Annotated in this window: 31 protein-coding genes and 1 tRNA gene; 19 read left to right on the top strand and 13 right to left on the bottom strand. The window is 74.3% G+C overall.

Going from position 1 to position 24749, the window contains the following annotated elements; genetic code table 11:
- Positions 1-55: 55 nt before the first annotated feature.
- The 5 genes from PH191_RS16535 (at position 56) to PH191_RS16515 (ending at position 5206) form a co-directional block, all read left to right on the top strand.
- Entirely contained in the window at positions 56-835 is a 780-nt protein-coding gene (locus PH191_RS16535; RefSeq protein ID WP_274195843.1) for an isoprenyl transferase, read from the top strand.
- Positions 832-1242, top strand: coding sequence for a hypothetical protein (locus PH191_RS16530; protein WP_274195710.1), 411 nt, complete (start codon positions 832-834; stop codon positions 1240-1242). Before PH191_RS16535 ends, PH191_RS16530 begins: the two co-directional genes overlap by 4 nt.
- A 123-nt stretch (positions 1243-1365) precedes the next feature.
- Positions 1366-2364, top strand: coding sequence for a permease (locus PH191_RS16525; protein WP_274195709.1), 999 nt, complete (start codon positions 1366-1368; stop codon positions 2362-2364).
- 4 nt (positions 2365-2368) lie between these two features.
- Positions 2369-3130 (top strand): TIGR03943 family putative permease subunit, encoded by a 762-nt coding sequence (locus PH191_RS16520; protein WP_274195708.1) that lies wholly within the window; start codon positions 2369-2371, stop codon positions 3128-3130.
- Positions 3131-3271: 141 nt separating this feature from the next.
- Positions 3272-5206 (top strand): BCCT family transporter, encoded by a 1935-nt coding sequence (locus PH191_RS16515; RefSeq protein ID WP_274195707.1) that lies wholly within the window; start codon positions 3272-3274, stop codon positions 5204-5206.
- Positions 5207-5434: 228 nt separating this feature from the next.
- On the opposite strand, the gene PH191_RS16510 is transcribed toward PH191_RS16515, so the two are convergent.
- From PH191_RS16510 to PH191_RS16500, 3 genes are read right to left on the bottom strand one after another with little or no spacing between them, the layout of a single operon-like run.
- Entirely contained in the window at positions 5435-5857 is a 423-nt protein-coding gene (locus PH191_RS16510; protein ID WP_274195706.1) for a Fur family transcriptional regulator, read from the bottom strand.
- On the bottom strand, positions 5854-6171 hold the full coding sequence (locus PH191_RS16505; RefSeq protein ID WP_274195842.1) for an ArsR/SmtB family transcription factor: 318 nt from the start codon (positions 6169-6171) through the stop codon (positions 5854-5856). The genes PH191_RS16510 and PH191_RS16505 overlap by 4 nt, the downstream gene beginning before the upstream one ends.
- Before the next feature lie 44 nt (positions 6172-6215).
- Positions 6216-6530 (bottom strand): DUF6703 family protein, encoded by a 315-nt coding sequence (locus PH191_RS16500; RefSeq protein WP_274195705.1) that lies wholly within the window; start codon positions 6528-6530, stop codon positions 6216-6218.
- A gap of 97 nt (positions 6531-6627) precedes the next feature.
- Between PH191_RS16500 and PH191_RS16495 the strand changes: the two genes are divergently transcribed.
- The 6 genes from PH191_RS16495 to PH191_RS16470 all read left to right on the top strand — a co-directional run bounded on the left by PH191_RS16495 (position 6628) and on the right by PH191_RS16470 (position 12041).
- Positions 6628-6960 (top strand): antibiotic biosynthesis monooxygenase, encoded by a 333-nt coding sequence (locus PH191_RS16495; protein ID WP_274195704.1) that lies wholly within the window; start codon positions 6628-6630, stop codon positions 6958-6960.
- 104 nt (positions 6961-7064) lie between these two features.
- Positions 7065-8492 carry a glycine--tRNA ligase gene (locus tag PH191_RS16490; RefSeq protein ID WP_274187735.1) on the top strand — a complete coding sequence of 476 codons (1428 nt, stop codon included), beginning with the start codon at positions 7065-7067 and terminating at the stop codon, positions 8490-8492.
- 25 nt (positions 8493-8517) lie between these two features.
- Positions 8518-9516 (top strand): XdhC family protein, encoded by a 999-nt coding sequence (locus tag PH191_RS16485; RefSeq protein WP_274195703.1) that lies wholly within the window; start codon positions 8518-8520, stop codon positions 9514-9516.
- A gap of 5 nt (positions 9517-9521) precedes the next feature.
- A complete protein-coding gene (locus PH191_RS16480) occupies positions 9522-10190 on the top strand; it encodes a YdcF family protein (protein ID WP_274195841.1) in 669 nt (222 codons plus the stop codon).
- The gene (locus tag PH191_RS16475) at positions 10187-11518 is read left to right on the top strand and encodes a deoxyguanosinetriphosphate triphosphohydrolase (protein WP_274195702.1); all 1332 of its coding nucleotides are present in this window, start codon (positions 10187-10189) and stop codon (positions 11516-11518) included. The genes PH191_RS16480 and PH191_RS16475 overlap by 4 nt, the downstream gene beginning before the upstream one ends.
- A gap of 10 nt (positions 11519-11528) precedes the next feature.
- A complete protein-coding gene (locus tag PH191_RS16470) occupies positions 11529-12041 on the top strand; it encodes a gamma carbonic anhydrase family protein (protein WP_274195701.1) in 513 nt (170 codons plus the stop codon).
- Positions 12042-12056: 15 nt separating this feature from the next.
- Here the strand turns inward: PH191_RS16470 and PH191_RS16465 are convergent, their stop codons facing one another.
- Together PH191_RS16465 and PH191_RS16460 are read right to left on the bottom strand one after the other, a co-directional pair.
- Positions 12057-12539, bottom strand: a complete 483-nt coding sequence (locus PH191_RS16465; protein WP_274195700.1) for a hypothetical protein — start codon at positions 12537-12539, stop codon at positions 12057-12059.
- A 1-nt stretch (position 12540) separates the two neighbouring features.
- Positions 12541-13299 carry a CPBP family intramembrane glutamic endopeptidase gene (locus PH191_RS16460; RefSeq protein ID WP_274195699.1) on the bottom strand — a complete coding sequence of 253 codons (759 nt, stop codon included), beginning with the start codon at positions 13297-13299 and terminating at the stop codon, positions 12541-12543.
- 175 nt (positions 13300-13474) lie between these two features.
- On the opposite strand from PH191_RS16460, the gene PH191_RS16455 reads away from it, so the two are divergent.
- Positions 13475-13816, top strand: a complete 342-nt coding sequence (locus tag PH191_RS16455) for a thioesterase family protein (RefSeq protein ID WP_274195698.1) — start codon at positions 13475-13477, stop codon at positions 13814-13816.
- A gap of 1 nt (position 13817) precedes the next feature.
- On the opposite strand, the gene PH191_RS16450 is transcribed toward PH191_RS16455, so the two are convergent.
- Entirely contained in the window at positions 13818-14609 is a 792-nt protein-coding gene (locus PH191_RS16450; RefSeq protein WP_274195697.1) for an SDR family NAD(P)-dependent oxidoreductase, read from the bottom strand.
- Between the two features lie 90 nt (positions 14610-14699).
- Here PH191_RS16450 and dnaG point away from each other — a divergent pair, with 90 nt between their 5' ends.
- Genes dnaG through PH191_RS16435 form a run of 3 tightly spaced genes read left to right on the top strand, consistent with a single transcriptional unit; the run spans position 14700 to position 17913 of the window.
- Positions 14700-16595: a DNA primase gene (gene dnaG / locus PH191_RS16445; RefSeq protein ID WP_274195696.1), complete on the top strand. Its 1896-nt coding sequence runs from the start codon at positions 14700-14702 to the stop codon at positions 16593-16595.
- On the top strand, positions 16592-17143 hold the full coding sequence (locus PH191_RS16440) for a hypothetical protein (protein ID WP_274195695.1): 552 nt from the start codon (positions 16592-16594) through the stop codon (positions 17141-17143). The genes dnaG and PH191_RS16440 overlap by 4 nt, the downstream gene beginning before the upstream one ends.
- Positions 17140-17913, top strand: coding sequence for a trans-aconitate 2-methyltransferase (locus PH191_RS16435; RefSeq protein WP_274195694.1), 774 nt, complete (start codon positions 17140-17142; stop codon positions 17911-17913). Before PH191_RS16440 ends, PH191_RS16435 begins: the two co-directional genes overlap by 4 nt.
- A gap of 26 nt (positions 17914-17939) precedes the next feature.
- Here PH191_RS16435 and PH191_RS16430 read toward each other — a convergent pair whose 3' ends face one another.
- Positions 17940-18212 (bottom strand): hypothetical protein, encoded by a 273-nt coding sequence (locus tag PH191_RS16430; RefSeq protein ID WP_274195693.1) that lies wholly within the window; start codon positions 18210-18212, stop codon positions 17940-17942.
- Between the two features lie 123 nt (positions 18213-18335).
- On the opposite strand from PH191_RS16430, the gene PH191_RS16425 reads away from it, so the two are divergent.
- Positions 18336-18411 (top strand) — tRNA-Asn (locus PH191_RS16425).
- 50 nt (positions 18412-18461) lie between these two features.
- Here PH191_RS16425 and PH191_RS16420 read toward each other — a convergent pair.
- From PH191_RS16420 to PH191_RS16395, 6 genes are all read right to left on the bottom strand, one after another.
- The gene (locus PH191_RS16420) at positions 18462-18749 is read right to left on the bottom strand and encodes a putative quinol monooxygenase (RefSeq protein ID WP_274195692.1); all 288 of its coding nucleotides are present in this window, start codon (positions 18747-18749) and stop codon (positions 18462-18464) included.
- Entirely contained in the window at positions 18749-19441 is a 693-nt protein-coding gene (locus PH191_RS16415; RefSeq protein WP_274195691.1) for a DUF899 family protein, read from the bottom strand. The genes PH191_RS16420 and PH191_RS16415 overlap by 1 nt, the downstream gene beginning before the upstream one ends.
- A gap of 334 nt (positions 19442-19775) precedes the next feature.
- On the bottom strand, positions 19776-20198 hold the full coding sequence (locus PH191_RS16410) for a hypothetical protein (RefSeq protein ID WP_274195690.1): 423 nt from the start codon (positions 20196-20198) through the stop codon (positions 19776-19778).
- The gene (locus PH191_RS16405; protein ID WP_274195689.1) at positions 20195-20722 is read right to left on the bottom strand and encodes a hypothetical protein; all 528 of its coding nucleotides are present in this window, start codon (positions 20720-20722) and stop codon (positions 20195-20197) included. The genes PH191_RS16410 and PH191_RS16405 overlap by 4 nt, the downstream gene beginning before the upstream one ends.
- A gap of 3 nt (positions 20723-20725) precedes the next feature.
- Positions 20726-21184 (bottom strand): LEA/WHy family protein, encoded by a 459-nt coding sequence (locus PH191_RS16400; RefSeq protein WP_274195688.1) that lies wholly within the window; start codon positions 21182-21184, stop codon positions 20726-20728.
- Between the two features lie 87 nt (positions 21185-21271).
- Positions 21272-22498, bottom strand: a complete 1227-nt coding sequence (locus tag PH191_RS16395) for an adenylate/guanylate cyclase domain-containing protein (protein ID WP_274195687.1) — start codon at positions 22496-22498, stop codon at positions 21272-21274.
- 114 nt (positions 22499-22612) lie between these two features.
- Between PH191_RS16395 and PH191_RS16390 the strand changes: the two genes are divergently transcribed.
- The 3 genes from PH191_RS16390 to PH191_RS16380 are packed head-to-tail and all read left to right on the top strand — an operon-like array spanning position 22613 to position 24713.
- Positions 22613-23524 carry a metallophosphoesterase family protein gene (locus tag PH191_RS16390; RefSeq protein WP_274195686.1) on the top strand — a complete coding sequence of 304 codons (912 nt, stop codon included), beginning with the start codon at positions 22613-22615 and terminating at the stop codon, positions 23522-23524.
- Positions 23509-24201: a 4'-phosphopantetheinyl transferase family protein gene (locus PH191_RS16385; RefSeq protein WP_274195685.1), complete on the top strand. Its 693-nt coding sequence runs from the start codon at positions 23509-23511 to the stop codon at positions 24199-24201. The genes PH191_RS16390 and PH191_RS16385 overlap by 16 nt, the downstream gene beginning before the upstream one ends.
- Before the next feature lie 11 nt (positions 24202-24212).
- Complete coding sequence (locus tag PH191_RS16380) at positions 24213-24713, top strand: DnaJ family domain-containing protein (RefSeq protein WP_274195684.1); 501 nt, start codon at positions 24213-24215, stop codon at positions 24711-24713.
- Positions 24714-24749: the final 36 nt, after the last annotated feature.

Below are 24749 nucleotides of genomic sequence, written 5' to 3'. Positions count from 1 at the left end.
CGAGCGCGGACGCTCGACCGGCCGCGCGCTGCGCGGACGCGACGATCCGACGGTGATGGCGCCGACGCCGCACCCCAGCGGCGCCACCCCGCCCGACATCCCGGCCGAGCTGGTGCCGAACCACGTCGCGCTCGTCATGGACGGCAACGGCCGGTGGGCCAACCAGCGGGGCCTGCCGCGGATCGAGGGCCACCGGCACGGCGAGGCGCAGCTGCTCGACGTCGTGCGCGGGTGCATCGACATCGGCGTCAAGTGGATCTCTGCGTACGCCTTCAGCACCGAGAACTGGCGACGCAGCCCGGACGAGGTGCGCTTCCTGCTGGGGTTCAACCGCGACGTGATCCGACGGCGGCGCGACGAGATGCACGCCATGGGGGTGCGGGTGCGCTGGTCGGGCCAGCGGCCGCGGCTGTGGCGCAGCGTCGTCAAGGAACTCGAGATCGCCGAGGAGCTGACCCGCGACAACGACGTCGTCACCCTGACGATGTGCGTCAACTACGGCGGGCGCCAGGAGATCGTCGGCGCCGCGAAGGAGCTCGCCCGGCGGGCCGCCCGCGGCGAGATCGACCCCGAGAAGATCGACGAGAAGGCCCTCGCCCGACACCTCGACGAGCCGGACATGCCCGACGTCGACCTGTTCCTGCGCAGCTCGGGCGAGCAGCGCACGTCGAACTTCCTGCTCTGGCAGTCGGCGTACGCCGAGATGGTCTTCCTCGACACGCTCTTCCCCGACTTCGACCGCCGCCACCTGTGGGAGGCGTGCGAGATCTACGCCGGCCGCGACCGCCGCTACGGCGGCGCGCTCGACCGCACCGACACGAACGGGACGTCATGAGCCGTGAGGCGGCGACCACCGCCGGCCTGCTGATCACCGCGCGGGAGTCGCTGGAGCAGTTCGTCGAGGTGCACGTCGACGACGACGGCGCCCTGTCGTTCCGGTCCGGCGCCGTGCCGTGCGCGGTGCAGGGGGTCGAGCTCGTCGAGGGCCTCGCCGTCCTGAGCCTGACGTGCGTCGTCGCCTGGGACCTCGAGGACGCCGACACCCCGCGCCGGGTCGCCGAACGCGCGGGTCAGGGCCTGTTCGGGACCCTCGGCGCCGTCGCGACCGACCGCGGGTGGGACGTGACCCTGCGCTACGCGTTCCCCGCGGAGGGCCTCGCGACGGGCCCGCTCGGGACGCTGCTCATGCTCGTGGTGTCCACGGCCGAGCGGGTGCGGGACGACCTGGTGGCGGAGAGCTGATCCGCTGAACGGTCCCACGCCGGTCCCGGCGCGGACCGCGGCCGTCCACACCCGCCCCGGCCGTCCACAGGCCGCTCGGTGGGGTGCGGTCGGGCCCGGTGCCGGCTGGCAGCATCGCCGGCCGTGAGCGCCCCCGGCCCGGCCACCACGACGTCCCGTGGGACGGCGTCGCTCGTGGCGCTCTGCGCGACGCTGCTGCTGGCGACGCTCCTGCAGGGCCCGCTGGTCGGCCTGCTCGATGCCCCCACCGTGCGCACCGGGGCCACCGTGTTCGTCGCGATCTGCGTGCAGGCGCTGCCGTTCCTCGTGCTCGGGACGCTGCTGTCGGGGGTGCTCGCGGCGTGGGTCTCGCCGGCCGTGCTCCGGCGGGTCCTGCCCACCCGACCGGCGCTCGCCGTGCCGGTCGCCGGGGCCGCGGGGCTGGTCCTGCCCGGGTGCGAGTGCGCGTCGGTGCCGGTGGCCCGCAGGCTCATCGGCCAGGGCGTGCCCGAGGCGGCCGCGTGCGCGTTCCTGCTCGCGGCCCCGGCGATCAACCCCGTGGTGCTGGTGGCCACCGCCGTCGCGTTCCCCGACCACCCCGAGATGGTCGGCGCCCGGCTGCTCGGCTCCGCCGCCACGGCCGTGGGCGTGGGGTGGCTCTTGACGCGGGTCGGTCGCCCGGGGTGGATCCCCGCCCGGCTGCGGCACCCGCCGCCGGACGACGGCACGCCGCGGTGGGCCGTGTTCTCCGAGACCGTGCGCCACGACGTCGTCGACGCCGGCGGCTTCCTGGTGCTCGGCGGTCTCGCGGCGGCGGCGTTCACGGTGCTCGTGCCCCGCTCCTGGGTCGACGGCCTCGCCGGGCACGTCGTCCTCGCCGTCGCCGTCATGGCGCTGCTCGCGGTGCTGCTCGCCCTGTGCAGCGAGGCCGACGCCTTCGTCGCCGCCTCCCTCTCGGCCCTGCCGCTGCTGCCGCGCCTGGTGTTCCTCGTGGTCGGGCCCGCGGTCGACGTCAAGCTGGTCGCGCTGCAGGCGGGCACCTTCGGGCGCGCCTTCGCGCTGCGCTTCGCGCCCCTGACCTTCGTCGTCGCCGTGTCCTGCGCCGTGCTGGCGGGCCTGCTGGTGTTCGGGGGCACGGGATGACCGCATGACCCGCGACACCCAGCACGTCCTGCTCGTCCTCGTCGGCGGCGTGCTGATCAAGATCGTGCTCGACGGCTCGTACCTGCGCTACGTGCGGCCCTGGTCGGCGACGCCCGTGCTCGTCGTCGGTGTGGTCCTCGTCGCGGTGGCCCTCGTGGCGCTGGTCCGCGACCTGCGGGGCCGGTCACCGTCGACCGGCGACCACGGGCACGACCACCACCCCGAAGGGCGCGCCGGCCCCGCCGCCTGGCTGCTGGTGCTCCCGGTCCTCGCGCTGCTTCTGGTCGTGCTCCCGGCGCTGGGGTCGGGCGCGCTCGCCGGGTTCGGGGCGCGCGCGGCCCCGACCGTCGCCACACCCGCCGACGAGCCGCTGCCGCCGGGGGAGGCGCCCGCCCTGGGCCTGCTCGATGTCGTCTCGCGGACCTCGGCGGACCCCCACGGGCCGGTCACCGAGCGGGAGATCACCGTCACGGGCTTCGTCGCGCCATCGGTCGCGACCGGGGCCGGGGGCGCCGACGGCCCCGACCTCGCGCGGCTGGTGATCTCGTGCTGCGCGGCCGACGCCTCGGCGGTCCGTCTGCACCTCGCCGACCCCTCGGGACGGCTCGCCGGGGTCGTCCCGGGTGGCGCGGAGGGCGATCGCTGGGTGACGATCCGGGGCCGCGTCGTCGCCGGGACGGGGACGCCGGCCGACGGCCACGTACCGACACTGTCGGTCACCGCGTGGTGGCCTATTGCGACACCCGATCCGGTGTACGAATACTGACCCGAAACGACGCGCGGGGTCTGCGAACGGCCGAAAGCGGGACGAACCCGCGGGAACGACACGTAGACTCCGCACCTGCCGTCCAGCCGGAGAGGAGGGGCGTCTCTCGTCGGTGAGCCCGACGGGGAGGCGCGACTCGCGATGACACAGGATCTCTCATCACCGCCGGGCCCCCCGGCCGGTGATCCCGGGGCCGACCCCGGAGACGTCCCGGCCGAATCCGCGGCCGACCGCAAGCACGGCACCGACTGGGTCGTGTTCGGCGTCGGTGCGGGGCTCGCGGTCATCTTCGTGGCCTGGGGGGTCATCGGCACCGAGAGCCTGAGCGCGGCCTCGAGCGCGATGCTCAGCGGCGTCATCCGTGGCGGTGGCTGGGGCTTCATCCTCGCGGCCACGGGCTTCGTGGTCTTCGCGCTGTGGCTGGCGTTCAGCCGCTTCGGGCGCATCCGGCTGGGGCGCGACGACGAGCAGCCCGAGTTCAGGACCGTCTCGTGGATCGCGATGATGTTCAGCGCCGGTATGGGCATCGGGCTGATGTTCTACGGCGTCGCCGAGCCGCTGTCGTTCTTCACCGAGCCCCCGCCCGGGTCGGTCGTGCCGGGGGACCAGGTCGGCGCACTGAACACCGCGATGGCGACGTCGCTGTTCCACTGGACGCTGCACCCGTGGGCGATCTACGCCGTGGTCGGCCTCGCGATCGCGTACTCGACGTTCCGCAAGGGCCGTCGCCAGCTCATCAGCTCCGCGTTCATCCCGCTGATCGGTGAGAAGGCGGCCAACGGGGTCATCGGCCGGATCATCGACATCATCGCGATCTTCGCGACGATCTTCGGTTCGGCCGCGTCCCTGGGCCTCGGCGCCCTGCAGATCGGCGGCGGTCTCGACGCGACGGGCTTCCTGCCCGGCGCCGGCAACGAGGTCCTGGTCCCGCTGATCATCGTGCTCACCGCGGCCTTCGTGCTGTCGGCCGTGTCCGGTGTCGCCAAGGGCATCCAGTGGCTGTCGAACATCAACATGGTGCTCGCCGGCATCCTGGCGCTGTTCGTGTTCGTCGTCGGCCCGACGGTGATCATCCTCGACCTGCTGCCCACCGCCGTCGGCGCCTACTTCGGCGACTTCGCGGAGATGGTCGGGCGTACCGAGGCCACCGGTGGCGCCGCGATGCTCGACTGGCTGAGCAGCTGGACGGTCTTCTACTGGGCGTGGTGGATCTCCTGGACGCCCTTCGTCGGCATGTTCCTGGCCAAGATCAGCCGGGGCCGCACGATCCGCCAGTTCGTCGGCGGCGTCATCCTCGTGCCGAGCCTCGTGAGCCTCGTCTGGTTCTCGATCTTCGGCGGCACGGCGATCACCCAGCAGCAGGCGGGTCTGAACCCGGCGGCGGCGGACACCGAGACCCAGCTGTTCGCGGTGCTCCAGGCCTACCCGTGGGCGACCTTCACCGGGCTGCTCGTCATGATCCTCGTGGCGATCTTCTTCGTGTCCGGCGCGGACGCCGCGTCGATCGTCACCGGCACGCTCTCGCAGCGTGGGACGGACGAGCCGTCCAAGTGGGTCGTGATCTTCTGGGGCTCCGTGATGGGCGCCGTCGCGATCATCATGCTGCTGGTCGGCGGCGAGGACGCCCTGTCCGGCCTGCAGAGCCTCACCATCCTGGTCGCGGCCCCGTTCGTCGTGATCATGGTGTTCCTCTGCATCGCGTTCATGCGCGACCTCAACCACGACCCCGTGATCCTGCGTGAGCGCAAGGGCCTCGAGGTCATGGAGCAGGCGATCGACCACGGCACCGACAAGCACGGCGAGGACTTCTACCTCCACGTGCAGGCCTTCCCGACGACGAGGGCCCGGCAGCGGGCCACCGGCGAGACCACCGGGCCGACGTACGCCGAGGTCTACGGCGTGCAGGACCCGTTCTCGACGGGGGAGACCCCGGCCGTGCCCTCGGACCCGGAGGAGGCGCGGGCCCGGGCCCGCTCCGTGCCCAAGGACGACGACCCGAGCGGTACCGAGGTCGTCGACACCGGGCCGGGTTCCCGGGCCGAGGCCGCGGGCCGGCCCAGCGCCGACCGGGAGTAGGCGCGCACGACGGCAGACGGAGCCGGGTCCCCTCGCGGGGGCCCGGCTCCCGTCGTGTCCGGGGTCAGCGGGTCCGTGCACGGGTCCGTGCGCGAATCGAGTGGAGGAGCGAGGGACTCCCTGGCTGCGTGGGAGGCAGCGAGGGACGCCCTCGCTGCTCGGGGCCTGCTCGGGGCCTGCTCGGGGCCTGCTCGGGGCCGGGCCGGTGCCGGGCCGGTGCCGCGCCGGTCAGCCGGTCGCGCGGCAGGCCGCGCAGACGCCGAGGATCTCCACGGTGTGGGAGATCTCGGCGAAGCCGTGCAGGGTGGCGACGCGGTCGGCCCAGTGCTCGACGGCCGGGCCCTCGACCTCGACGGTCTTGCCGCAGACGCGGCACACCAGGTGGTGGTGGTGGTGCTCGGAGCAGCGCCGGTAGGACGCCTCGCCGGTGCCGGTGCGCAGGACGTCGATCTCGTCGGCGTCGGCGAGGGCCTGCAGCGTGCGGTACACCGTGGTGAGCCCGATGCCCTCGCCGCGCCGGCGCAGCTCCTCGTGGATCTCCTGGGCGGAGCGGAAGTCGGCGAGCTCGTCGAGGAGCCCGGCGACGGCCGCGCGCTGGCGGGTCGCCCGCAGGCCGGGCACCGAGGGGGTGCGCGAGCTGGAGGTCGTCACGACTCCTCCTCCACGTGCGCGACGGCGTCGACGACGATGTGGGCGAGGTGGTCGTCGACGAGGCGGTAGACCACCTCGCGCCCCCGGCGGTCGCCGCGCACCACGCCGGCGGCCTTGAGCACCCGTAGGTGCTGGCTGATCAGCGGCTGGGTGACGGCGAGGGCGTCGACCAGCTCGTGGACGCAGCGCGGCGAGGTGCGCAGCTGCAGCACGATCGCGATGCGCACCGGGGCGGCCAGGGCGCGCAGGAGGTCGCCCGCGGCGACGAGCGCGTCGGAGCGTGGGGGTTCGGGCGCCTCGGCCGGTGGCTCCACGACGTGGTCGTCGCGCAGTCCCACCGCGGCGGGGCCGGCGGCGGTCACCGGAACACCAGGCCCACGGCGATGGCCACGAGCACCACGAGCACCAGCACCCGCACGGCCCGCGCGCCCGGGGTCAGGCGCGGCCACGTGGCGGCCAGCAGCCCGGCCACCCCGAGCGCGAGCAGCCCGAGCAGGAGCGCTCCGACGACGCCGCCGAGGATCACGGCCGCGGTGAACACCACGACCACGGCCACGAACACGAGCACCGGGGGCACGCGCGCCAGCGGCCCCTCGCCGGGGACCATCGGTCCACGCCGGCGGGCGAACGGCGCCCGGACGCGCCCCGGACGGGGTGTCCTCCCGTCGCTCACGGGTGCCTCCCGATGCTGCTCGTCGGTGTGTCACTCCCGATAATGGCACTCGTTGTCGGTGCCGTGTCGAGCGTGGGGGAAGCGAGGAGGGTCCGCGATGCTGCTGGTCTGTCGCTTCGTGCCGGACGAGGCCGGGCGCGAGGCGTTCCTCGCCCGCGCCCGGCGCGCCGTCGCCCTGCTCGCCGCGCAACCGGGGTGCGAGGGCGTCGACCTGGGCCGCGCGATCGAGGAGCCGGGGCACTGGGTGCTCGTCGCCCGCTTCACGACGGTCACCGCCTACCGTCGCGCGCTGCAGCCGTTCGAGGTGCGCGAGCACGTGGTGCCACTGCTGTCCGAGGCGCTGACCGACGAGCCCGCCGCCCACGAGCGCGCCCTCGTCGCCGACGCCGACGGCGTCACCGAGCACCCGAGCCTGCTCACCGACCGCTGACGCCGCTCACGAGCCGCGGCACGGAGCGGGGCGGGGCGCTCGCTACGCTGGGTGCACCCGCTTCACCCAGCGATCCCTTCACCCAGCGATCCCGGAGTACCACCGTGCCCACCCCCACCGGCAGCGCCCGCATCGAGACCGTGGTCAACCTCTGCAAGCGCCGCGGTTTCGTCTTCCCGTCCGGGGAGATCTACGGCGGAACGCGCTCGGCCTGGGACTACGGCCCGCTCGGCGTGGAGCTCAAGGACAACATCAAGCGCCAGTGGTGGAAGACGATGGTCACCGGCCGCGAGGACGTCGTCGGCCTGGACTCCAGCGTGATCCTCCCGCGCCAGGTGTGGGTCGCGTCCGGCCACGTCGACGTGTTCACCGACCCGCTGGTCGAGTGCACGAACTGTCACCGCCGCTTCCGCGCCGACCAGCTCGCCGAGGACTTCAGCGAGCGCACCGGCGGCCCGTCGCTGGAGTCCGTCGACGCCGAGGGCAAGGTCGGCTACGACCTCTCGACCGTGCCCTGCCCGAACTGCGGCGTGCGCGGGCAGTACACCGCGCCGCGCGAGTTCAACATGATGCTCAAGACCTACCTGGGCCCGGTGGAGTCCGAGGAGGGGCTGCACTACCTGCGCCCCGAGACCGCGCAGGGCATCTTCGTCAACTTCGCCAACGTCATGTCCGCGGCGCGCAAGAAGCCGCCGTTCGGCATCGGCCAGATCGGCAAGAGCTTCCGCAACGAGATCACGCCCGGCAACTTCATCTTCCGCACGCGCGAGTTCGAGCAGATGGAGATGGAGTTCTTCGTCGAGCCCGGCTCCGACGAGCAGTGGCACCAGTACTGGATCGACGAGCGCACCCGCTGGTACACCGACCTGGGCATCGCGCCGGAGAACCTGCGGCACTACGAGCACCCCAAGGAGAAGCTCTCGCACTACTCCAAGCGCACGGTGGACGTGGAGTACAAGTTCCAGTTCAACGCCGGCCAGGAGTGGGGCGAGCTCGAGGGCGTCGCCAACCGCACCGACTTCGACCTGACGACCCACTCGAACCACAGCGGCGTCGACCTGAGCTACTACGACCAGGCCACCGACTCGCGCTACAAGCCCTACGTCATCGAGCCGGCGGCCGGTGTGGGGCGCCCGATGATGGCGTTCCTGCTCGAGGCCTACACCGAGGACGAGGCGCCGAACGCCAAGGGCGGCGTCGACAAGCGCACGGTGCTGCGCCTCGACCCGCGCCTCGCCCCGGTCAAGGCCGCGGTGCTGCCGCTGAGCCGCAACGCCGACCTCTCGCCCGTCGCCCGCGACCTCGCGACCACCCTGCGCAAGCACTGGAACGTCGAGTTCGACGACGCCGGCGCCATCGGCCGTCGCTACCGGCGCCAGGACGAGATCGGCACCCCGTTCTGCGTCACCGTCGACTTTGACTCGCTGCAGGACCAGGCCGCCACCGTCCGCCACCGCGACGCCATGACCCAGGAGCGCGTGGCCCTCGACCAGCTCGAGTCCTACCTCGCCGCCCGCCTGATCGGCTGCTGAGCCGCGCTCGCCTACCCTGGGAGGCGTGAGCGAGCTGACCGAGGTGGCCGACGTCCTCGCCCGCGGCGACGAGGCCCGGGCCGTGGTGCGCGTGCTCGACCGGCACGGGTTCGGCACCGTCGAACCCGGCCAGCTCCTGGTCGCGAGCGCCGACGGGACGCTCGGCGGGGTGCTGCTGCGCGGTGCGCTCGACGACCGCGCCGCGGCCCTCGCCCGCGACGCCCGGCGGGCTCCGTCGGTGATCGAGGCGCACGTCGCCGAGGACGACGCCGTGGCCGCCGGCCTCGCCTGCGCGGGCGGTGCGACGCTGCTCGGCCACCCCCTGGACGCCGCGCCCGCCCGCGCGCTCGCGCAGGCCTTCGCGGCCGGGGTGCCGGCGGCGCTCGTGACGCGCGCCGACGGCTCGGCGTCGCTCGCGATCACCGGCGGCGACCTCGACGACGTCGAGGGCTCGCTGGGCTTCGCCACGGTCGACGCGGAGGCGGCGTCCCGCGTGCGGCAGCTGCTGCGGCGCGGCGCCACCGTCACCGAGCGCGTGACGCTCGAGGCGGGCGCCGACGTGCTCGTCGACCTCTGGGTGCCGGTGCCGACGATGGTCATCGTCGGCCCCGGGGCGATCGCCGACGCGCTGATCGCCCAGGCCGGACTGCTCGGCTGGGTCGCGGGCCGCGCCGACACCGTCGCCGAGGCCGACGCCGCGGTCGCCGCGTTCACCGACGCCGACGTGCTGGTGCTGCTCGACCACGACCCCGCGTTCGACGCCGTCCTGCGCACCGGCCTGGAGGGTCGCGGGTTCCTCGGCGCCCTCGGTTCACGGCGCACCCAGGCCGCGCGCCGCGAGCGCCTGCTCGCCGCCGGCGTCACGGAGGACCGGCTCGCCCGCATCCACGGCCCCGTCGGGCTCGACCTCGGCGCGCGCACGCCGGCCGAGACGGCGGTGTCGATCGTCGGCGAGGTGCTCGCCGTCCGCAGCGGGCGCGACCCCTCGGCGCTCGGCGTGGCGGCGGGGCCGATCGGCGCGTGAGCCGCATGTCGGGTCCCCACCCCGCTCCCACCCCGTCCGGGTCCGCGATCAAGGCCGTCGCCTGGGCGCCCCGGATCGTCCTCGGCGCCCTCGTCGTCGCGCTTCTGCTCGTCGGCGGGACGGCGTTCCGGGTGTGGCAGCTCGGCCGGGTCGACGAGCGCGAGCCGGTCGACATGATCGTCGTCCTCGGGGCCGCGCAGTACGACGGCGAGCCCTCGCCGGTGTTCCGGGCCCGGCTCCAGCACGCGCTCGAGCTCTACGAGCAGGGCGTCGCGCCGCGGATCGTCACCGTGGGCGGGGCCGCCGCCGGCGACGCGTTCACCGAGGCCCAGGCCGGCGAGCAGTGGCTCGTCGAGAACGGCGTGCCGGGCCAGGCGCTGCTGCCCGTCGACGAGGGCAGCGACACCTACGGCAGCTTCGAGGCCGTCGCCGGCGTCGCCGAGGAACGGGGCTGGCGCTCCGCGGTGCTGGTCAGCGACCCGTGGCACTCGCTGCGGTCGCGCACCATGGCCTCGGACGTCGGGCTGGAGGCCACCACCTCGCCGACCAAGCGCGGCCCGGTGGTGCAGACCCGCGAGACCCAGCTGCGCTACATCGTCCGCGAGACCGGCGCGCTGATCTACTACCACCTCACGCACGGTTCGTCGGACTTTTCCGACCCCGGGCTGGGATGAGCACCCTGGGGCACCGCGCCGCGCGCCTGTTCGACGAGGCGCCGAAGCCGGGCCGCGACCGGCGCTCGCCCTTCGCCCGCGACCGCGGACGCGTGCTGCACTCGGCGGCGCTGCGCCGCCTCGCGGGCAAGACGCAGGTCGTCGGTCCCGACGAGGACGCCGAGGTCACCGGCGTGCCGCGCACCCGGCTGACGCACTCGCTCGAGGTCGCCCAGATCGGGCGGGGCATGGCCGAGGACCTCGGCGCCGACCCCGACGTCGTCGACACCGCGGGCCTCGCCCACGACATCGGGCACCCCCCGTTCGGGCACAACGGCGAGCGGGCCCTGCACGCGATCACCGCCGACGCCGGCGGCTTCGAGGGCAACGCGCAGACGCTGCGCATCCTCACGCGGCTCGAGCCCAAGATGCTCGACGACGAGCGCTGTCGCGGGCTGAACCTCACCCGCGGCGTCCTCGACGCCTGCCTCAAGTACCCGTGGCCCCGGCGGCCGGGCCTCCGGAAGTTCGGCGTCTACGCCGACGACCTGCCGGTCTTCACCTGGGTGCGCGAGGGCGCGCCGGCGGACCGTCGGTGCCTCGAGGCGCAGATCATGGACTGGGCCGACGACGTCGCGTACTCCGTCCACGACCTCGAGGACGGCATCCTCGCCGGCCGCATCGTCCTGGGCTGGCTCGCGCGCCCCGCCGAGCGCGCGGAGCTCGCGGCGCTCGCCGCGGAGGCCTTCTCGAGCGCGTCACCCCGGGACCTCGAGGACGCCGCGGGCACCCTCGCCGAGCTCCCGTCGGTGCGGGCCGCCGCGGCGCACGGGGCGCACGACGGCTCGCTCGCGGCCACCGCGGCGCTCAAGCGCCTGACCAGCGAGCTCGTCGGGCGGTTCGTCACCGGCACCGTCGAGGCCACCCGGACCGCGCTCGGCGACGACACGGTGCCCGCCGGGTACGACGCCGACCTCGTCGTCCCGGCCCCGCTGGGCGCGGAGGTGGCGGTGCTCAAGGCGGCGGCGCTGCGGTGGGTCATGCGCGATCCGGCCCGCCTCGCCGTGCAGGCGCGCCAGCGCGACGTCGTCACCGAGCTGGTCGAACGCCTGGTCGCGGGCGCCCCGCACTCCCTCGACCCCGCGTTCGTGCCCGCGTGGGAGGGCGCCGACGACGACGCGGGCCGTCTGCGCGCCGTCGTCGACCAGGTCGCGGTGCTCACCGACGCGGGCGCCGAGCGGTGGTGGGCGCGCCTGCGGGATCCGTCGAGCAGGAACGCCCCGCCCGCCGCGACGGCGAGCTCGGGCCCGAACGCCTCGGCAGGCGGCGCGCCCGCGTCCTGGCGCTAGGCTGCCCCGCGTGCAGCTGATCACCGTCGACGGCCACACCCCCGAGATCGACGAGGCCGCCTGGGTCGCGCCCGGCGCGGTCGTCGCGGGCCGCGTGCGCCTCGGGCCGGAGACGGGCGTCTGGTACACCGCCGTCGTCCGCGCCGACATGGAGGCGGTGACCGTGGGGGCCGGCACGAGCATCCAGGACGGCACGGTGGTGCACGCCGACCCGGGGTTCCCGGCGACGATCGGCGACAACGTGACGGTGGGGCACCGCGCCGTCGTGCACGGCTGCACGGTCGAGGACGACTGCCTGGTCGGGATGGGCGCGGTGATCCTCAACGGCGCGACGATCGGCCGCGGCTCGCTCGTCGCGGCCGGCGCGGTGGTGTCCCAGGGCGCCGTGGTCCCGCCCGGCTCCCTCGTCGCGGGCGTGCCGGGCAAGGTGCGGCGCGAGGTCACCGACGACGAGCGCGCCATGATCGCCGCCGGTGCCGCGACGTACCGCCACCTGCTCGGGGTGCACCGCTCGGCCGTGTGAGCTCATGGGGGCGGCTCACGAGGCGGGAGGCCACAGCGCCGCGACGATGAACAGCACCAGCGCCGTCCACGTGGCCGCGCCGCGGATCCAGTTCAGGCGCAGGTAGCGCGCCCGGACCTCTCGCCAGTCCGGCGGCGGCGCCTCCGGGTCCCAGCCGAGGATCACGTCGTAGTTCGGCTCCGCGCCGAAGCGCGAGGTCAGGAGCGGACCGGCGACGATCACGACGAGGCCCAGGGCGGTCAGGACGAACGGGACGCCGACCGGCGGCGGCCACAGCCCGACGAGGGCCACCACCGGGGCGACGGCCATCGCGACGACGAGCACGTAGTTGGTGGGCGAGCGCCGCGCGATCGGCAGGAACCGGTGCATGTCCCGTGCGAACCCCGCGGCGTCCCGTCGGACGTAGAGCGGGTGCAGGATCGTCGTGAGCGTCAGGAGCAGGCCCGACCACAGGGCGGTGGCGACGACGGCGGCGAGCAGACCGTAGGTGGCGAGCACGTCAGCGACCCAGCACGCGGCGGGGGACGGCGAGGGCCAGCAGGGGCACGAGCAGTGAGACGGCCACCAGCAGCAGCGAGAAGGTCGTGAGGGCCGCGACCGGGATGACCACGAGCTTGAACGAGTCGATGGCGGTGTGGACGATCGCGGGGGCCCACAGGGTCCCGCGCCCGGTCTCGAACAGGTAGGCCAGCGGCACCGCGGTGGTGGCGGCGACGGCCATGGCGCCGAGGCCGATCACGGGACCCGACACCACGGCGATCGGGATGTGCGTGACGGCGATCAGGGGCATCGACAGGGCGGCCGCCGCCGGGAACGAGCGGCCGACGCGCAGCCGTCGGAAGACGTAGCCCCGCCACACGATCTCCTCGGCGAGACCGTGCAGGGCGAAGACCCCGATGAGCAGCACGGGCCACCCGGGCCGCAGCGTGATCGAGGCCCCGGTGACCGCCTCGGTCAGCGGATACACGAGCAGGATCGCGGCCGACACGCCCCCGGCGAGCCAGAGGCCGCGGGTCGTCGGGCGCCCGAACCCGAGGCGGCGCAGCGGCCGCCCGGAGCCGTGCAGGACGCCTTCGACGACGACGCCGACCGCCAGGACCGCGGCGAGGACCGCGACGCCCCACGCCGCCGTCGGGTCGAGCTGGGCGGCGCCCGCGAGCACCGTCCAGAGCAGCCCGAACCCGACGAGGAACCGGACCCAGGCCGGCCCGCCGCGCACCGAGCCGTCCGCCATCGGTGCGGCACCCGCGGTGACCATCCCGACCTCCCGCAGCCGTACGAACGGGATTCCGGTGATGATGACGGGCGACCGGGCGGGGCCGCATCACCCCGGGAGGACGAGGGCCTCCGGCCACGTGAGGGACATGGGTCGTCCCGGCGACCCATATCCCTCACGTGGGCCGCAGGCCCCTCGCCGATCTAGGGTCCGGCCGATGAGACACGAGGTCACCGACGACGACACCGCCCGGGCGCTGGGCAGCGGCGAGATCGAGGTGCTCGGCACCCCGCGGCTGCTCGCCTGGCTCGAGGGCGCCACGGTCGAGGCCGCCGAGCCGCTGCTCGCCGACGGCGAGACGACCGTCGGCACCGGGGTCCGCATCCGCCACCGCCGTCCGACGCGCGTCGGCGGGCGCATCGAGGTCACCGCGGAGCTGCGCGAGCGCGACGGCGCCAAGCTCTCCTTCACCGTCAAGGCCGAGGACGGCGACGGCCAGGTCGTCGGCGACGGCGAGATCGACCGTGCGGTCGTGGACGTCGCGACGTTCGGACAGTGACTCACGGGATGATCGAGTCCACGTAGCCGCCGTCGACGCGCACCGCCGCGCCGGTGGTGGCCGACGCCAGCGGCGACGCCAGGTACGTCACCATGTGGGCGATCTCCTCGGGCTCGATCAGCCGCTGGATCAGCGACTGCGGCCGACACTTGATCATGAACTCCCGCTGTGCGGCGTCCCACGGCAGCTCGTCGCCCACCAGCTGGCGCACGAAGCCCTCGACGCCGCCGGTGTGGGTCGGTCCGGCGATCACGGAGTTGACGGTCACGCCCGTGCCGGCGGCCTCCTTGGCGAAGCCGCGGGAGACCGCCAGGAGCGCGGTCTTCGACATCCCGTAGTGGATCATCTCGGCGGGGATGACGACGGCGGAGTCGCTGGCGATGTCGAGCACCCGGCCCCAGCCGCGGGCGGTCATGCCCGGCAGGTAGGTGCGGATCAGCCGGGTCGCGGCCAGCACGTTGACCTCGAAGTAGCGCCGCCAGTCGTCGTCGCTGATCTCGAGGGCCGGCTGCGAGCCGAAGATGCCCAGGTTGTTGACCAGCACGTCGACGTGGGGCTCACGCGCCGCGAGCTCCGCGGCGCCCTCGGCCGTGGCGACGTCGGCGACCACGCCGACGACCTCACCGCCGGTCTCGTCGCGCAGGTGCGTGACGGCGCCGTCCACCCGCGGCTCGGTCCGCCCGTTGACCACCACCCGGGCGCCGGCGCGGGCGAGGTCGGCGGCGATGGCCCGGCCGATACCGCTCGTCGAGCCGGTGACCAGGGCCGTCCGCCCGGACAGGTCGAGCTGCATGGGTCCTCCTCGCGATCGTGGACGGTGCTGGGGCCTGCAACCGCACGGGACGCCCCACCCTTCCCGAGCCCGGTCCCTACACTCGGGGCCATGGCGGGACGCATCCGGGACGCGGACATCGCGGAGGTGCGGGACCGCAACCGGGTGGACGAGGTCGTCGGCGAGTACGTCGCCCTGCGGCGGGCCAGCGCGGGGTCGGTGAAGGGGCTCTGCCCGTTCCACGACGAGAAGTCGCCGTCGTTCAACGTGCGCCCCACGCACGGCACGTTCCACTGCTTCGGCTGCGGCGAGGGCGGCAGCGTCATCGACTTCATCATGAAGATCGAGCAGCTGGGCTTCGTCGAGGCCGTGGAGAAGCTCGCCGACCGCGTCGGCTTCCGGCTGACCTACGAGGGCGGCGGGTCCAGCGTCCAGAAGGACCGCGGCACCCGCACCCGGCTGCTGGCCGCGAACAAGCTGGCCGCGGAGTTCTACGCCGCCGAGCTGCGGACGCCGGGGGAGGCGCAGAAGGCGCGCGAGTTCCTCGCCGAGCGCGGGTTCGACCAGGCCTCGGCGGAGGACTTCGGCTGCGGGTTCGCGCCGTCGGGGTGGGACCGGCTGACGAAGCACCTGCTCGCCCAGGGCTACACGCTCGACGAGCTCGAGAAGGCGGGGCTCTCGCGCCCCGGCCAGCGCGGGCACATCGACCGCTTCCACCGCCGGCTGCTCTGGCCGATCCGCGACCTCGGCGGCGACGTCGTCGGGTTCGGCGCCCGCCGGCTGTTCGACGACGACCGCATCGAGGCCAAGTACCTCAACACCCCCGAGACGCCCGTCTACCACAAGTCGAAGGTCCTCTTCGGGCTCGACAAGGCCAAGCGGGAGATCGCGAAGACCCGCCAGGCGGTGATCGTCGAGGGCTACACCGACGTCATGGCGATGCACCTCGCCGGCGTCCCCACCGCCGTCGCCAGCTGCGGGACGGCGTTCGGCGACGACCACGTCGCCGTGCTGCGCCGCCTGCTCATGGACGACTCCTTCGACCGCGGCGAGGTCATCTACGTCTTCGACGGCGACGCCGCGGGCCAGGCCGCCGCGATCAAGGCGTTCGAGGGCGACCAGCAGTTCGCCGCGCAGACCTACATCGCCACGGCCGCGGACGGCATGGACCCGTGCGAGCTGCGGCAGGCCTCAGGCGACGTCGCCGTGCGCGACCTGGTGGCCCGCCGCCAGCCGCTGTTCGCGTTCGCCGTGCGCACGATCCTCGCCGAGCACGACCTCACCACGGTCGAGGGCCAGACCGCGGCACTGCAGCGCACCGTGCCGCTGGTGGCGCGGATCCGCCGCGAGGACCTGCGTGACGGGTACGCCCGCCGCCTCGCGGGCTGGACGGGCTGGCCGGACGAGAACACCGTGGTGCGCCGGGTGCGCGAGAGCGCCGGCGCGCCCGTCGACGCCCCCACCCGCCGGACCCAGCGCCGCACGCAGGCCCAGGCCACGCGCACCGAGGGCCCGGAGATGCCCGATCGCCGCGATCCGCGCCTGCGGGTGCAGCGCGAGGTGATCAAGGCCGCGCTCCAGGCCCCCGCGCTGGCCGGTCCGGTCTACGACACGCTGCCCGACGACGCGTTCAGCCACCCCGGCTACCTCGCGGTCCACCAGGCGGTGCTCGCCGCCGGGGGCACCGCGTCCGGGCTCTCCGGCCACAGCTGGCTGAACGCGGTGGCCGACCAGGTCCCCACCGGCTTCCGCCCACTGGTCTCCGAGCTGGCGGTCGAGGCGCTGCAGTCGCGGGAGTCCGACGACCACCGCTACATCTCGGGGATGCTCGCGGGCCTGCAGGAGTCGCTGGTCGGCAAGCAGGTCGCCGAGATCAAGTCGCGGCTCCAGCGGCTCTCGCCGGTCACCGACGCCGACGAGTACCACGAGCTCTTCGGCGACCTCGTCGCGCTCGAGCAGTACAAGAAGGCCCTGCGCGGCCAGGCGGCCGGGGTGGTGGCGCTGTGAGCGGGGTGCGTGCGCGGCTCGCGGCCCTGCTGACCGGCCGCGAGCCCGTGCCGGAGGGGTTCACCGGCACGCTCGAGCAGGACGAGCGCGTGCTCGCCGACGGCCTCGGGCCGCGCGGGTCCGTCGTGCTCGCCACCGACCTCGGCCTCTGGCTGCCGCCCGCGGCGTCGGGGGAGGGCTCGCGCCGCGTCGACTGGCACCTCGTCACGAAGGCGACCTGGTCGGGCGGCGCGCTCGAGGTGATCGAGGCCGACGAGGTCGAGGAGCTCGAGGGCGGCGTCGTCCTGCTCGCCGACCGCCCGCCCCGCCGTGTGCCGCTCGCGACGCCGGGGCGCCTGCCCGAGACCGTGCACCGCCGCGTCACCGGCGCGGTGAAGGACAGCCAGCACCACGATCTCGGCGACGGCGGCGCGTGGTTCGTGCAGCGGCGCGTCCCGGGCGCCGGGATCGTCCTCCACGTGCGTCCCGACCCCGGCACCGACCCGGAGGCGGTGCGCACCGTCGCCGCCGGGGTGGGGGAGAAGCTCCGGGGCGCGGGCCGGCCGTGACCCACACGTGGGACCCGGCGCTCTACCGCCACCACGACGACCACCGGGCGCGCCCGTTCCTCGACCTCGTGGCGCGGGTGGGCGCCGAGGCCCCGCGCGAGGTGGTCGACCTCGGCTGCGGACCGGGGCACCTCACCGGGGTGCTCGCGCAGCGCTGGCCCGGCGCCCGGGTGCACGCCTCCGACGCGTCGCCGTACATGGTCGCCGCCGCGCGCGAGAACGGGGTCGACGCGGAGCTCGCCGACGTCCACGACTTCGCGCCGGGCCCCGAGACCGACGTCGTCGTGAGCAACGCGGTGCTGCACTGGGTGCCCGAGCACCGGGACCTGCTCGCCCGCTGGGCCGCGGCGCTCCCGGACGGAGGCTGGCTCGCCGTCCAGGTGCCGGGCAACGAGGTCTCGCCGTCGCACACCACGGCCCGGGACCTGCTCGCGTCCCCGGAGTGGTCGGGGCTCGTCCCCGAGGGCCTGCCCGCGTACGGCGTCGGCACCCCCGAGGAGTACGCCCGGCTGCTCGCCGGCGCGCGGCCCGGCGCCCACGTGGACTGCTGGGAGACGACGTACCTGCACCCCTTGACCGGCGACGATCCCGTCGGCCACTGGATCGCGGGGTCGACGCTACGCCCGGTGCGCGGGGTGCTCGACGACGCGGCGTGGGACCGCCTGCGTGCCGAGCTCGCCCCGCGCCTCCGTGCCGCCTACCCCCCGGACGACGCGGGCGTCACCTGGTTCGGGTTCCGCCGCGTCTTCGCGGTGCTCGGCGCGCGCTGAGGTCTGTGCCTTGAGCTCTGGGGCGCTCAGCGCCCGGGGGCGTGCGACCCGTTGGCCGTCGCGCGACCCGGCGCCGCAGGCTCGTGACCACCGGTGGGCGCGACCCGCTCGCGGGCCTTCGACACCCCCACCTGGACGGCCTCTCCGGCCTTGGCGCGAGCCACACCCGCGGCTCCCTGCACGCTCGGGTGGTCGGCCACCCGGCGGTACGCGCGGGAGAGCTGCTCGTAGCGCTCACGACCGGCCCGTGTGCCGAGGACGTACCCCACACCGGCGCCCAACAGGAACGGGATCACCATCTGACGTTCTCCTCCCCGACATCGTCTCGGGGGCCCATCCTGCCCCACCCCGCGCGGGAAGGCGGTGGGGCGGGTGTTGTAGCGTGTTTCTCGTCCGGGAGCACGACGGTCCGGGCGTGACGGTCCTCCGTAGCTCAATCGGCAGAGCATTCGACTGTTAATCGAAGGGTTACTGGTTCGAGTCCAGTCGGAGGAGCCAAAGCCCCAGGTCACATCGCTGACCTGGGGCTTTCTCGTGGAGTGGGTCCCTCAGAACGGCGGGCGCTCGCCGGACACGTCGAACAGGCCGACCTCGACCGCCACGAACTCGTCGCCGACGTCGGGCGCGTCGGCCACGGCACGCCACCGGTCCAGGTGCTCCTGCGACTCCCAGCGCTCGAAGTTGTTGATCCGGCCCGGGTCGACCGAGTCGGCCGTCACGGCGACGTCGAGGCAGCCCGGGGCGGCCCGGGAGCGCCGCACGAGGTCCTCGAACTCCGTGACCACCGCGTCCCGTCGTTCCGGCGCGACCCGGACGTGCCCGGCGATGATCAGCATCAGGAGTACTCCCCGCGGCGCTCCGCCCGGTAGGGCGGGAGCTGTGGGCGGCCCTCCGGCGTGTCCTCCCAGGTCTCCTGCCGGCCGAGCGGGGTGATGTCGAGGAGCCCGAGCGTGGGGAGGACGGGCTCGACGCCGCGACCGTTGACGAAGTACGTGCGGAACACCCGGTCGTGGTCGTCGCGGAGGAACACGTTCAGGCCGAACATCTCGGCGACACCGAAGTCGTCCCCGAAGGTGTCACCGACCAGCGTGTACCAGGGCACGTGGTCCCAGCCGCTGCGCCGCCGCAGATCGACGATCTTCTGCTGGTCGGCGGGCGAGACCATCACGAAGTTCGTGTCCCAGGCGCGGAGGTGGTCGAGGTAGGGGACGTGGTCGGCCAGGTAGGAGCAGCCCGGGCAGCCCTTGTCGGGCCACCCGTCGACGTCGGACTGGTAGAAGAAGCGGTAGACGACGAGCTGGCGCCGGCCGTCGAACAGGTCGAGGAGGCCGACCTCGCCCTCCGGGCCGACGAAGCGGTGGTCGGTCTCGACCGGCGTCATCGGCATCCGGCGGCGCCGGGCGGCGAGGGCGTCGCGGGCGCGCGTGAACGCCTTCTCCTCCACCAGCACGGCCTCGTGGGCGGCGGTCCACTCCTCCGGCGTGACGATGGGCGGCAGGGCGGTGTCGGGCAGGGGTGGCGACGCCATGAGTACTCCTGAGGACTATGTAATCCTATATCTGTACCAGTCGACTCACCTGTGCTCAACCCGGGAATCCGGACGTGCAGTCCGGCGAGGGCCCCTCTGGGCAGTGCCGGGGGTCGTCGTCGTCATTAGCCAGGTCGAGTGAACCCGTGCCCTCGTCGAGTGAACCTCGGGGGAAACCCTGGTGCCCGGGTCGAACTGGCCGCACGCTCCTCCATACACCGGTGAGGACCTTCCCGGTGCCGGTGCCCGGGGGCACCGTCCGCGTGGTGGTGGGCCGGATCAGGCAGCTGGGGAGCGGGCCCCGGCCCACCATCATCGCAGGTGTCGGAGCAGCTCAGGGGCAGGTCACGGCCTTGCTGACGGTGCTGCTCGGCGTGCCCGTCCACTTCCCGGCGCTCGCCGTGACACGCACGTGGATGTTCAGCAGCAGCGTCGAGGTCGTGAGCGTCGTCGACGTGCCGGTGACGATCTTCTTCTCGGCCTGCACCAGGTTCAGGACCCGGCCCGACTCGACCGTGTACTGCGTCGCCCCGGTCACCGACGACCAACTGACCGGGATCGTCGCGGTGGTCGTGAGCCCGCTGGTGGTGCACGTGATCGCGCCGATGGTGACGTTCGCGGGCGTGCCGATCTGGCCGGCCTTGGCGGTGCCGGTACCGGTGGTGGTGGTGCGCCACGCCGCGGCCGCCACGCCGCCGCCGGCGAGCAGCAGCGTGACGACCACGGCGGCGACGGTCGCGAGAGCCGGCCGCCTCATGCGCTCGTGATCGCGACGGTGACCGGGATCGTGAACACCGCGTTCTGGCAGCCGGTGTCCGACGCGCTGGACATCGACGCCGCGTTGTTCAGGGTCAGCGTCGCCGACCCGTTCGCCGGGATCGTCGTGCCCGAGGACCCGGAGGTCAGCGTGACCCCGGTGGTCGAGCACGAGCCCGTGCCGCCGGTGGCGGTCGGCGAGCCGTTCGCGGTGACCGAGGTCAGGGTGACGGGGTAGGTGTTCGGGTTGTTCACCGTGATCTTCACGTCGCCGCTGGAGCCGGGGTAGAGCAGGCCGGAGGTGATCGCCGACCCGGCCACGGTGGTCGTCGTCGGGGGCAGGGCCTGCCCGGCCCGCGACGTCGCGGTGCCGCCGCCGCTCGACAGCCAGGCGGCCGAGGCGAGCCCGGCACCGAGCAGGACGGCGACGACGACACCGATCACGCCGACGGCCGGGAGGCGGCGGATCCACCACCGCCACGAGAGCCGGCGGTCCGAGGACCAGCGGGCGCGACGGGGGGACACCGGTCAGCCGGCCGCGGACGCCAGGCTGGCGGTCAGCGGCAGCACGAAGGTCTTCCCCTGGCAGGCGTTGCTCGGGTCGTTGATCATCTTCGCGGGCAGCGTGTAGGTGCGCGTCGCGCCGGGCGCGATGGTGCCCGGCGGGTTGGCCAGACCCCCGGTCGTCACGGTGCCGGCGGGGCAGTTGCCGGCGGTGGCGTCGGAGGTGCCCGGCGAGATGGAGGCGACGACCACCGGGTACGGGTTCGGGTTGTCGACCGTCACCGTGGTGTCCACCGTCGCTCCCGGGTAGAGGCCGGCGCCGCCCCCGCTCGGGTCGATGGTCGAGTTGACGGCGGTGGTCGAGGTCCCCTCCGCCGTGCCGGCGCCGCTCGAGAGCCAGGCGGCGAGGGCGACGCCCGCGACGCACGCGAGGGCGATGCCGCCGGCGATGGCGCCGAGGCGCCTCTTGGTGGTGGTCTCCACGTCGAACACTCCTTCCGACGCCGGTACTTCCCCGACGTTCCGGACAGGAGGTAGACCGAATGGCCTAAGAAGCCACGTGCTGACGGACTAGTTCACCGGATCGGTGAGCGCGGCGTTGCCGTGTGACCCGGACGGGCGACGCTGGACGCGGTACAGCCGTTGCGCGCCCCGGACGCCCTTGAACTTGCGGGGTGCCGCCGCCCGGAAGCGGAACGGCGGGTCGTCCGGCGCGCTCGCCACGATCGCGTCGTGGACGGCCGCGGTGACGGTGACGTGGCCCGGACGCGCGGTCTCGGTGACGCGGCTGGCGAGGTTGACCGGCGGCCCGAACCAGTCCCCGGCGTGCGGGACCCCGACCCCCATCGCGACCCCGACGCGCAGCGCGGGCCGGCCGTCGTCGGCCTCCGACCAGGACTCGACGAGGTCGAGCGTGGCCCGCAGCAGGGCTGTCGGGTCGGGCGAGACGAGCATGACGGCGTCGCCGATGACCTTGGCCAGACGCACCGGCCACGTCGCGACCTGGGTGGCGGTGGCCGACAGCATCTCGGCGACCTCGCTGAGCTCCACCGCCGTCACCGTCTCGCCGAGGTCGGTGAACCCCACGAGGTCGGCGAAGCAGACGGTGACCTCCTGCGCGCCGCGCAGCCGCCCCGCGTTCGACTCCTCGACGGCCAGCGCGTGCGAGCGGATGCGGTCCGCGAGGGCGGCGGCGACGAGGTGCACCAGGTGCAGCGAGTCGTCCTCGACGATGCGCCGGGCCTCGGTGGCGTAGCGCAGGGCCAGCTCCGGCTCGGGCTCGCCGGGGCGCAGGAGGGCCTCGCCGAGCAGCCCGCCCAGCGCGTCGGCGATGTTGAGCACGCCGCGCCCGATCGCGCGGACGACCGGCATCATCTCCTGGTCGGTGAAGCCCAGGCTGCGGTACCGGTGGATCCGCTGGGCGATCTCGACGTCCTCGTCGGTGTAGATCGGGTCGTCGGGGCTCGGGGCCAGCGGTCGTCCGAGGGCCTGGAACCAGATCCGGACGACGTCGGGCTCGATCCCGGCCAGCGTGCAGACGTCGGTGAACGAGTGCCCGTCCTCGGGCCGCAGGGTCCGCTCGAGCAGGAGCAGGCCGAGGCGGTCGCCGTCGATGGCGTCGCGCATCGCGTCGATGGCGACGCCGTCCGCGGCCAGCGACTCGAGCACCGACACCCGCGTGCGGCGGTCCTCGCCCGTGAGGCCGTCGAGGAGCCCGGCCCGCTCGTAGTCACCCTCGGCCATCACCGACCGGATCCGCGCCGGGATCGGCAGCGATGTGCGGTGGCGGGGCGGCACCGGCTCATGGTGCCAAACATGCGAGGTGGGGACACGGTGTGGGAGTCCGCTCACGAGGGCGATGTCCCGGGAGAGCAGGCACGTAGCGTGCAGGTCGGAGACAGGGAGGACCCCATGAGCAGCGGCCCGCGTCTGCTGGCCACGAGCGACCTGCACGTGAACCGCTCGGAGAACGAGAGCCTGGTCCAGGACCTCCACCCGACCCACCCCGGGGACTGGCTGATCGTGGCCGGCGACGTCGGCGACCGCGTCGCCACCACCACCTGGGCCCTGGAGATCCTGGCCGAGCGCTTCGCGCGGGTGATCTGGGTGCCGGGCAACCACGAGCTGTGGACCCCGCCCGGCGACGAGGTCGACCTCGTCGGTCCCGCGCGCTACGACCACCTCGTCAAGGCCGCCCGCGACCTCGGGGTGCTCACGCCGGAGGACCCGTGGCCGGTGTGGGACGGGGCGGGCGGGCCGGTGCTCGTCTGCCCGATGTTCCTGCTCTACGACTACTCGGTGCGCCCGCCGTCGATCCCCGCGGACTGGTCGAACGAGGCCGCGCTCGAGGTCGCCCGCGAGGCCGGCGTCGTCGCCACCGACGAGATCCTCATGTCCAGCGACCCGTTCCCCGACGCCGCCGCCTGGTGCGCCGACCGCGTCGCGATCACCGAGGCGCGGCTCGCCGAGCGTCCGGCGGGGATGCCGACGGTGCTCGTGAACCACTGGCCGCTCACCCCGGAGCCGACGCGCATCCTGCGGTATCCCGAGTTCTCGCTGTGGTGCGGGACGACCGCGAGCGGCGACTGGCACGTCCGCCACGACGCCGTCGCCGTGGTCTACGGCCACCTCCACATCCCGCGCACCACCGAGGAGGACGGCGTGCGCTTCGAGGAGGTGTCGGTGGGCTATCCGCGCGAGTGGCAGCGCCACGGGCTCGTCCGCGGCGCGCTGCGCGAGATCCTGCCGGGCCCCGTCGACGAGGGCCCCGATCCCTTCACCGCCTGGGCCGCCGAGCGGTCCGCCCGATGGGCACGGTCGTGACCGGCGTCCTCGGCTCCCTCGCCGACGTCCTGCCGTCGGCCGTGGTGGTCGCCGCGCGTACCGACGACGACCCGGACGCCGTGCTCGCCCCCGAGGAGGAGCCGGCGGTGGCGAAGGCCGTCGCGACCCGGCGGGCGGAGTTCACGACCGCGCGGGCGTGCGCCCGCGACGCCCTCTCCCGGCTCGGGTTGGCCGCCCCGGCCGTGCCGGTGGGGGAGCGGCGCGCGCCGGTGTGGCCCGACGGGGTGGTCGGCGCGATCACCCACTGCGCCGGGTTCCGCGCCGCGGCCGTGGCGTGGCGCGAGCAGGTGCGCACGGTCGGGCTCGACGCCGAGCCGCACACCGCCCTGCCCGACGGCGTGCTCGAGGCGGTGTCGGACGCCGGGGAGCGCGCGCTGCTCGAACGCCTCGCCCGCGAGCAGCCCGAGGTGCGGTGGGACAAGATCCTGTTCAGTGCGAAGGAGAGCGTCTACAAGGCCTGGTTCCCGCTGACCGGGCGGTGGCTGGGCTTCGAGGACGCCGACCTCGCGCCCGCCCCGGACGGCACCTTCCGGGCGACGTTGCGCGTGCCCGGTCCGGTGGTCGACGACGCCGAGATCACGGCCTTTACCGGGCGCTGGGTGGTGCGCGACGGCCTGGTGATCACGGCCATCGCCGTGGGGGCCGGCTCGTCGTAACGTGGTGCCCGATGGCGAACGAGGCCTACTGGGAACGTTACGAGTCGGTCGTGGAGCAGCGGATCCGCGACGCGCAGGACGAGGGTGCGTTCGAGAACCTGCGCGGCGCCGGACGTCCCCTGCACGGCCCGCACGACGAGAACTGGTGGCTGCGCTCCTACCTCGAGCGCGAGGGCCTGCCCAACGACGTCCTGCTGCCGACGCCGCTGCGCCTGCGCCGCGAGATCGACCGCCTCCCCGAGACCGTGCGGGACATGGACACCGAGCGCGAGGTCCGCGACACCGTCGCCGCCCTCGCCCGCCGGGTCGCGGAGTGGCTGCGCTTCCCCGACGGCCCGCAGATCAGCGTCCGCATGCCCCGCGCCGACGACGTCGTCGAGGCCTGGCGGGCCGGGCGCGCGACGCGGTCGTTGCCCGCGCGGGAGGGGCCGACGCCGGACGCGCCGGCGGCGGACGTGCCCCGGCCGTCGGCGTGGGCGCGTGTCCGGCGGTGGCTGCGTCGCCGGAGCTGACGCGCGCGGTCCGGGGTGACGGAGCGAGGGTCACCC

Origin of the sequence: Actinomycetospora callitridis (assembly GCF_028737265.1) — a bacterium.
GTDB classification, from domain to species: domain Bacteria; phylum Actinomycetota; class Actinomycetes; order Mycobacteriales; family Pseudonocardiaceae; genus Actinomycetospora; species Actinomycetospora callitridis.
This window is presented reverse-complemented; position numbering and strand designations above follow the sequence as displayed.

Coding starts and splice junctions, on each gene's coding strand:
- PH191_RS16420 (WP_274195692.1), bottom strand. CDS start 18,749: ATGCTGATCATCGCCGGGCACGTCCGGGTCGCGCCGGAACGACGGGAC.
- PH191_RS16455 (WP_274195698.1), top strand. CDS start 13,475: ATGAGACACGAGGTCACCGACGACGACACCGCCCGGGCGCTGGGCAGC.
- PH191_RS16475 (WP_274195702.1), top strand. CDS start 10,187: ATGAGCACCCTGGGGCACCGCGCCGCGCGCCTGTTCGACGAGGCGCCG.
- PH191_RS16515 (WP_274195707.1), top strand. CDS start 3,272: ATGACACAGGATCTCTCATCACCGCCGGGCCCCCCGGCCGGTGATCCC.
- PH191_RS16390 (WP_274195686.1), top strand. CDS start 22,613: ATGAGCAGCGGCCCGCGTCTGCTGGCCACGAGCGACCTGCACGTGAAC.
- PH191_RS16415 (WP_274195691.1), bottom strand. CDS start 19,441: ATGGCGTCGCCACCCCTGCCCGACACCGCCCTGCCGCCCATCGTCACG.
- PH191_RS16530 (WP_274195710.1), top strand. CDS start 832: ATGAGCCGTGAGGCGGCGACCACCGCCGGCCTGCTGATCACCGCGCGG.
- PH191_RS16410 (WP_274195690.1), bottom strand. CDS start 20,198: ATGAGGCGGCCGGCTCTCGCGACCGTCGCCGCCGTGGTCGTCACGCTG.
- PH191_RS16535 (WP_274195843.1), top strand. CDS start 56: ATGGCGCCGACGCCGCACCCCAGCGGCGCCACCCCGCCCGACATCCCG.
- PH191_RS16450 (WP_274195697.1), bottom strand. CDS start 14,609: ATGCAGCTCGACCTGTCCGGGCGGACGGCCCTGGTCACCGGCTCGACG.
- PH191_RS16480 (WP_274195841.1), top strand. CDS start 9,522: ATGTCGGGTCCCCACCCCGCTCCCACCCCGTCCGGGTCCGCGATCAAG.
- PH191_RS16385 (WP_274195685.1), top strand. CDS start 23,509: ATGGGCACGGTCGTGACCGGCGTCCTCGGCTCCCTCGCCGACGTCCTG.
- PH191_RS16460 (WP_274195699.1), bottom strand. CDS start 13,299: ATGGTCACCGCGGGTGCCGCACCGATGGCGGACGGCTCGGTGCGCGGC.
- PH191_RS16380 (WP_274195684.1), top strand. CDS start 24,213: ATGGCGAACGAGGCCTACTGGGAACGTTACGAGTCGGTCGTGGAGCAG.
- dnaG (WP_274195696.1), top strand. CDS start 14,700: ATGGCGGGACGCATCCGGGACGCGGACATCGCGGAGGTGCGGGACCGC.
- PH191_RS16430 (WP_274195693.1), bottom strand. CDS start 18,212: ATGGTGATCCCGTTCCTGTTGGGCGCCGGTGTGGGGTACGTCCTCGGC.
- PH191_RS16520 (WP_274195708.1), top strand. CDS start 2,369: ATGACCCGCGACACCCAGCACGTCCTGCTCGTCCTCGTCGGCGGCGTG.
- PH191_RS16495 (WP_274195704.1), top strand. CDS start 6,628: ATGCTGCTGGTCTGTCGCTTCGTGCCGGACGAGGCCGGGCGCGAGGCG.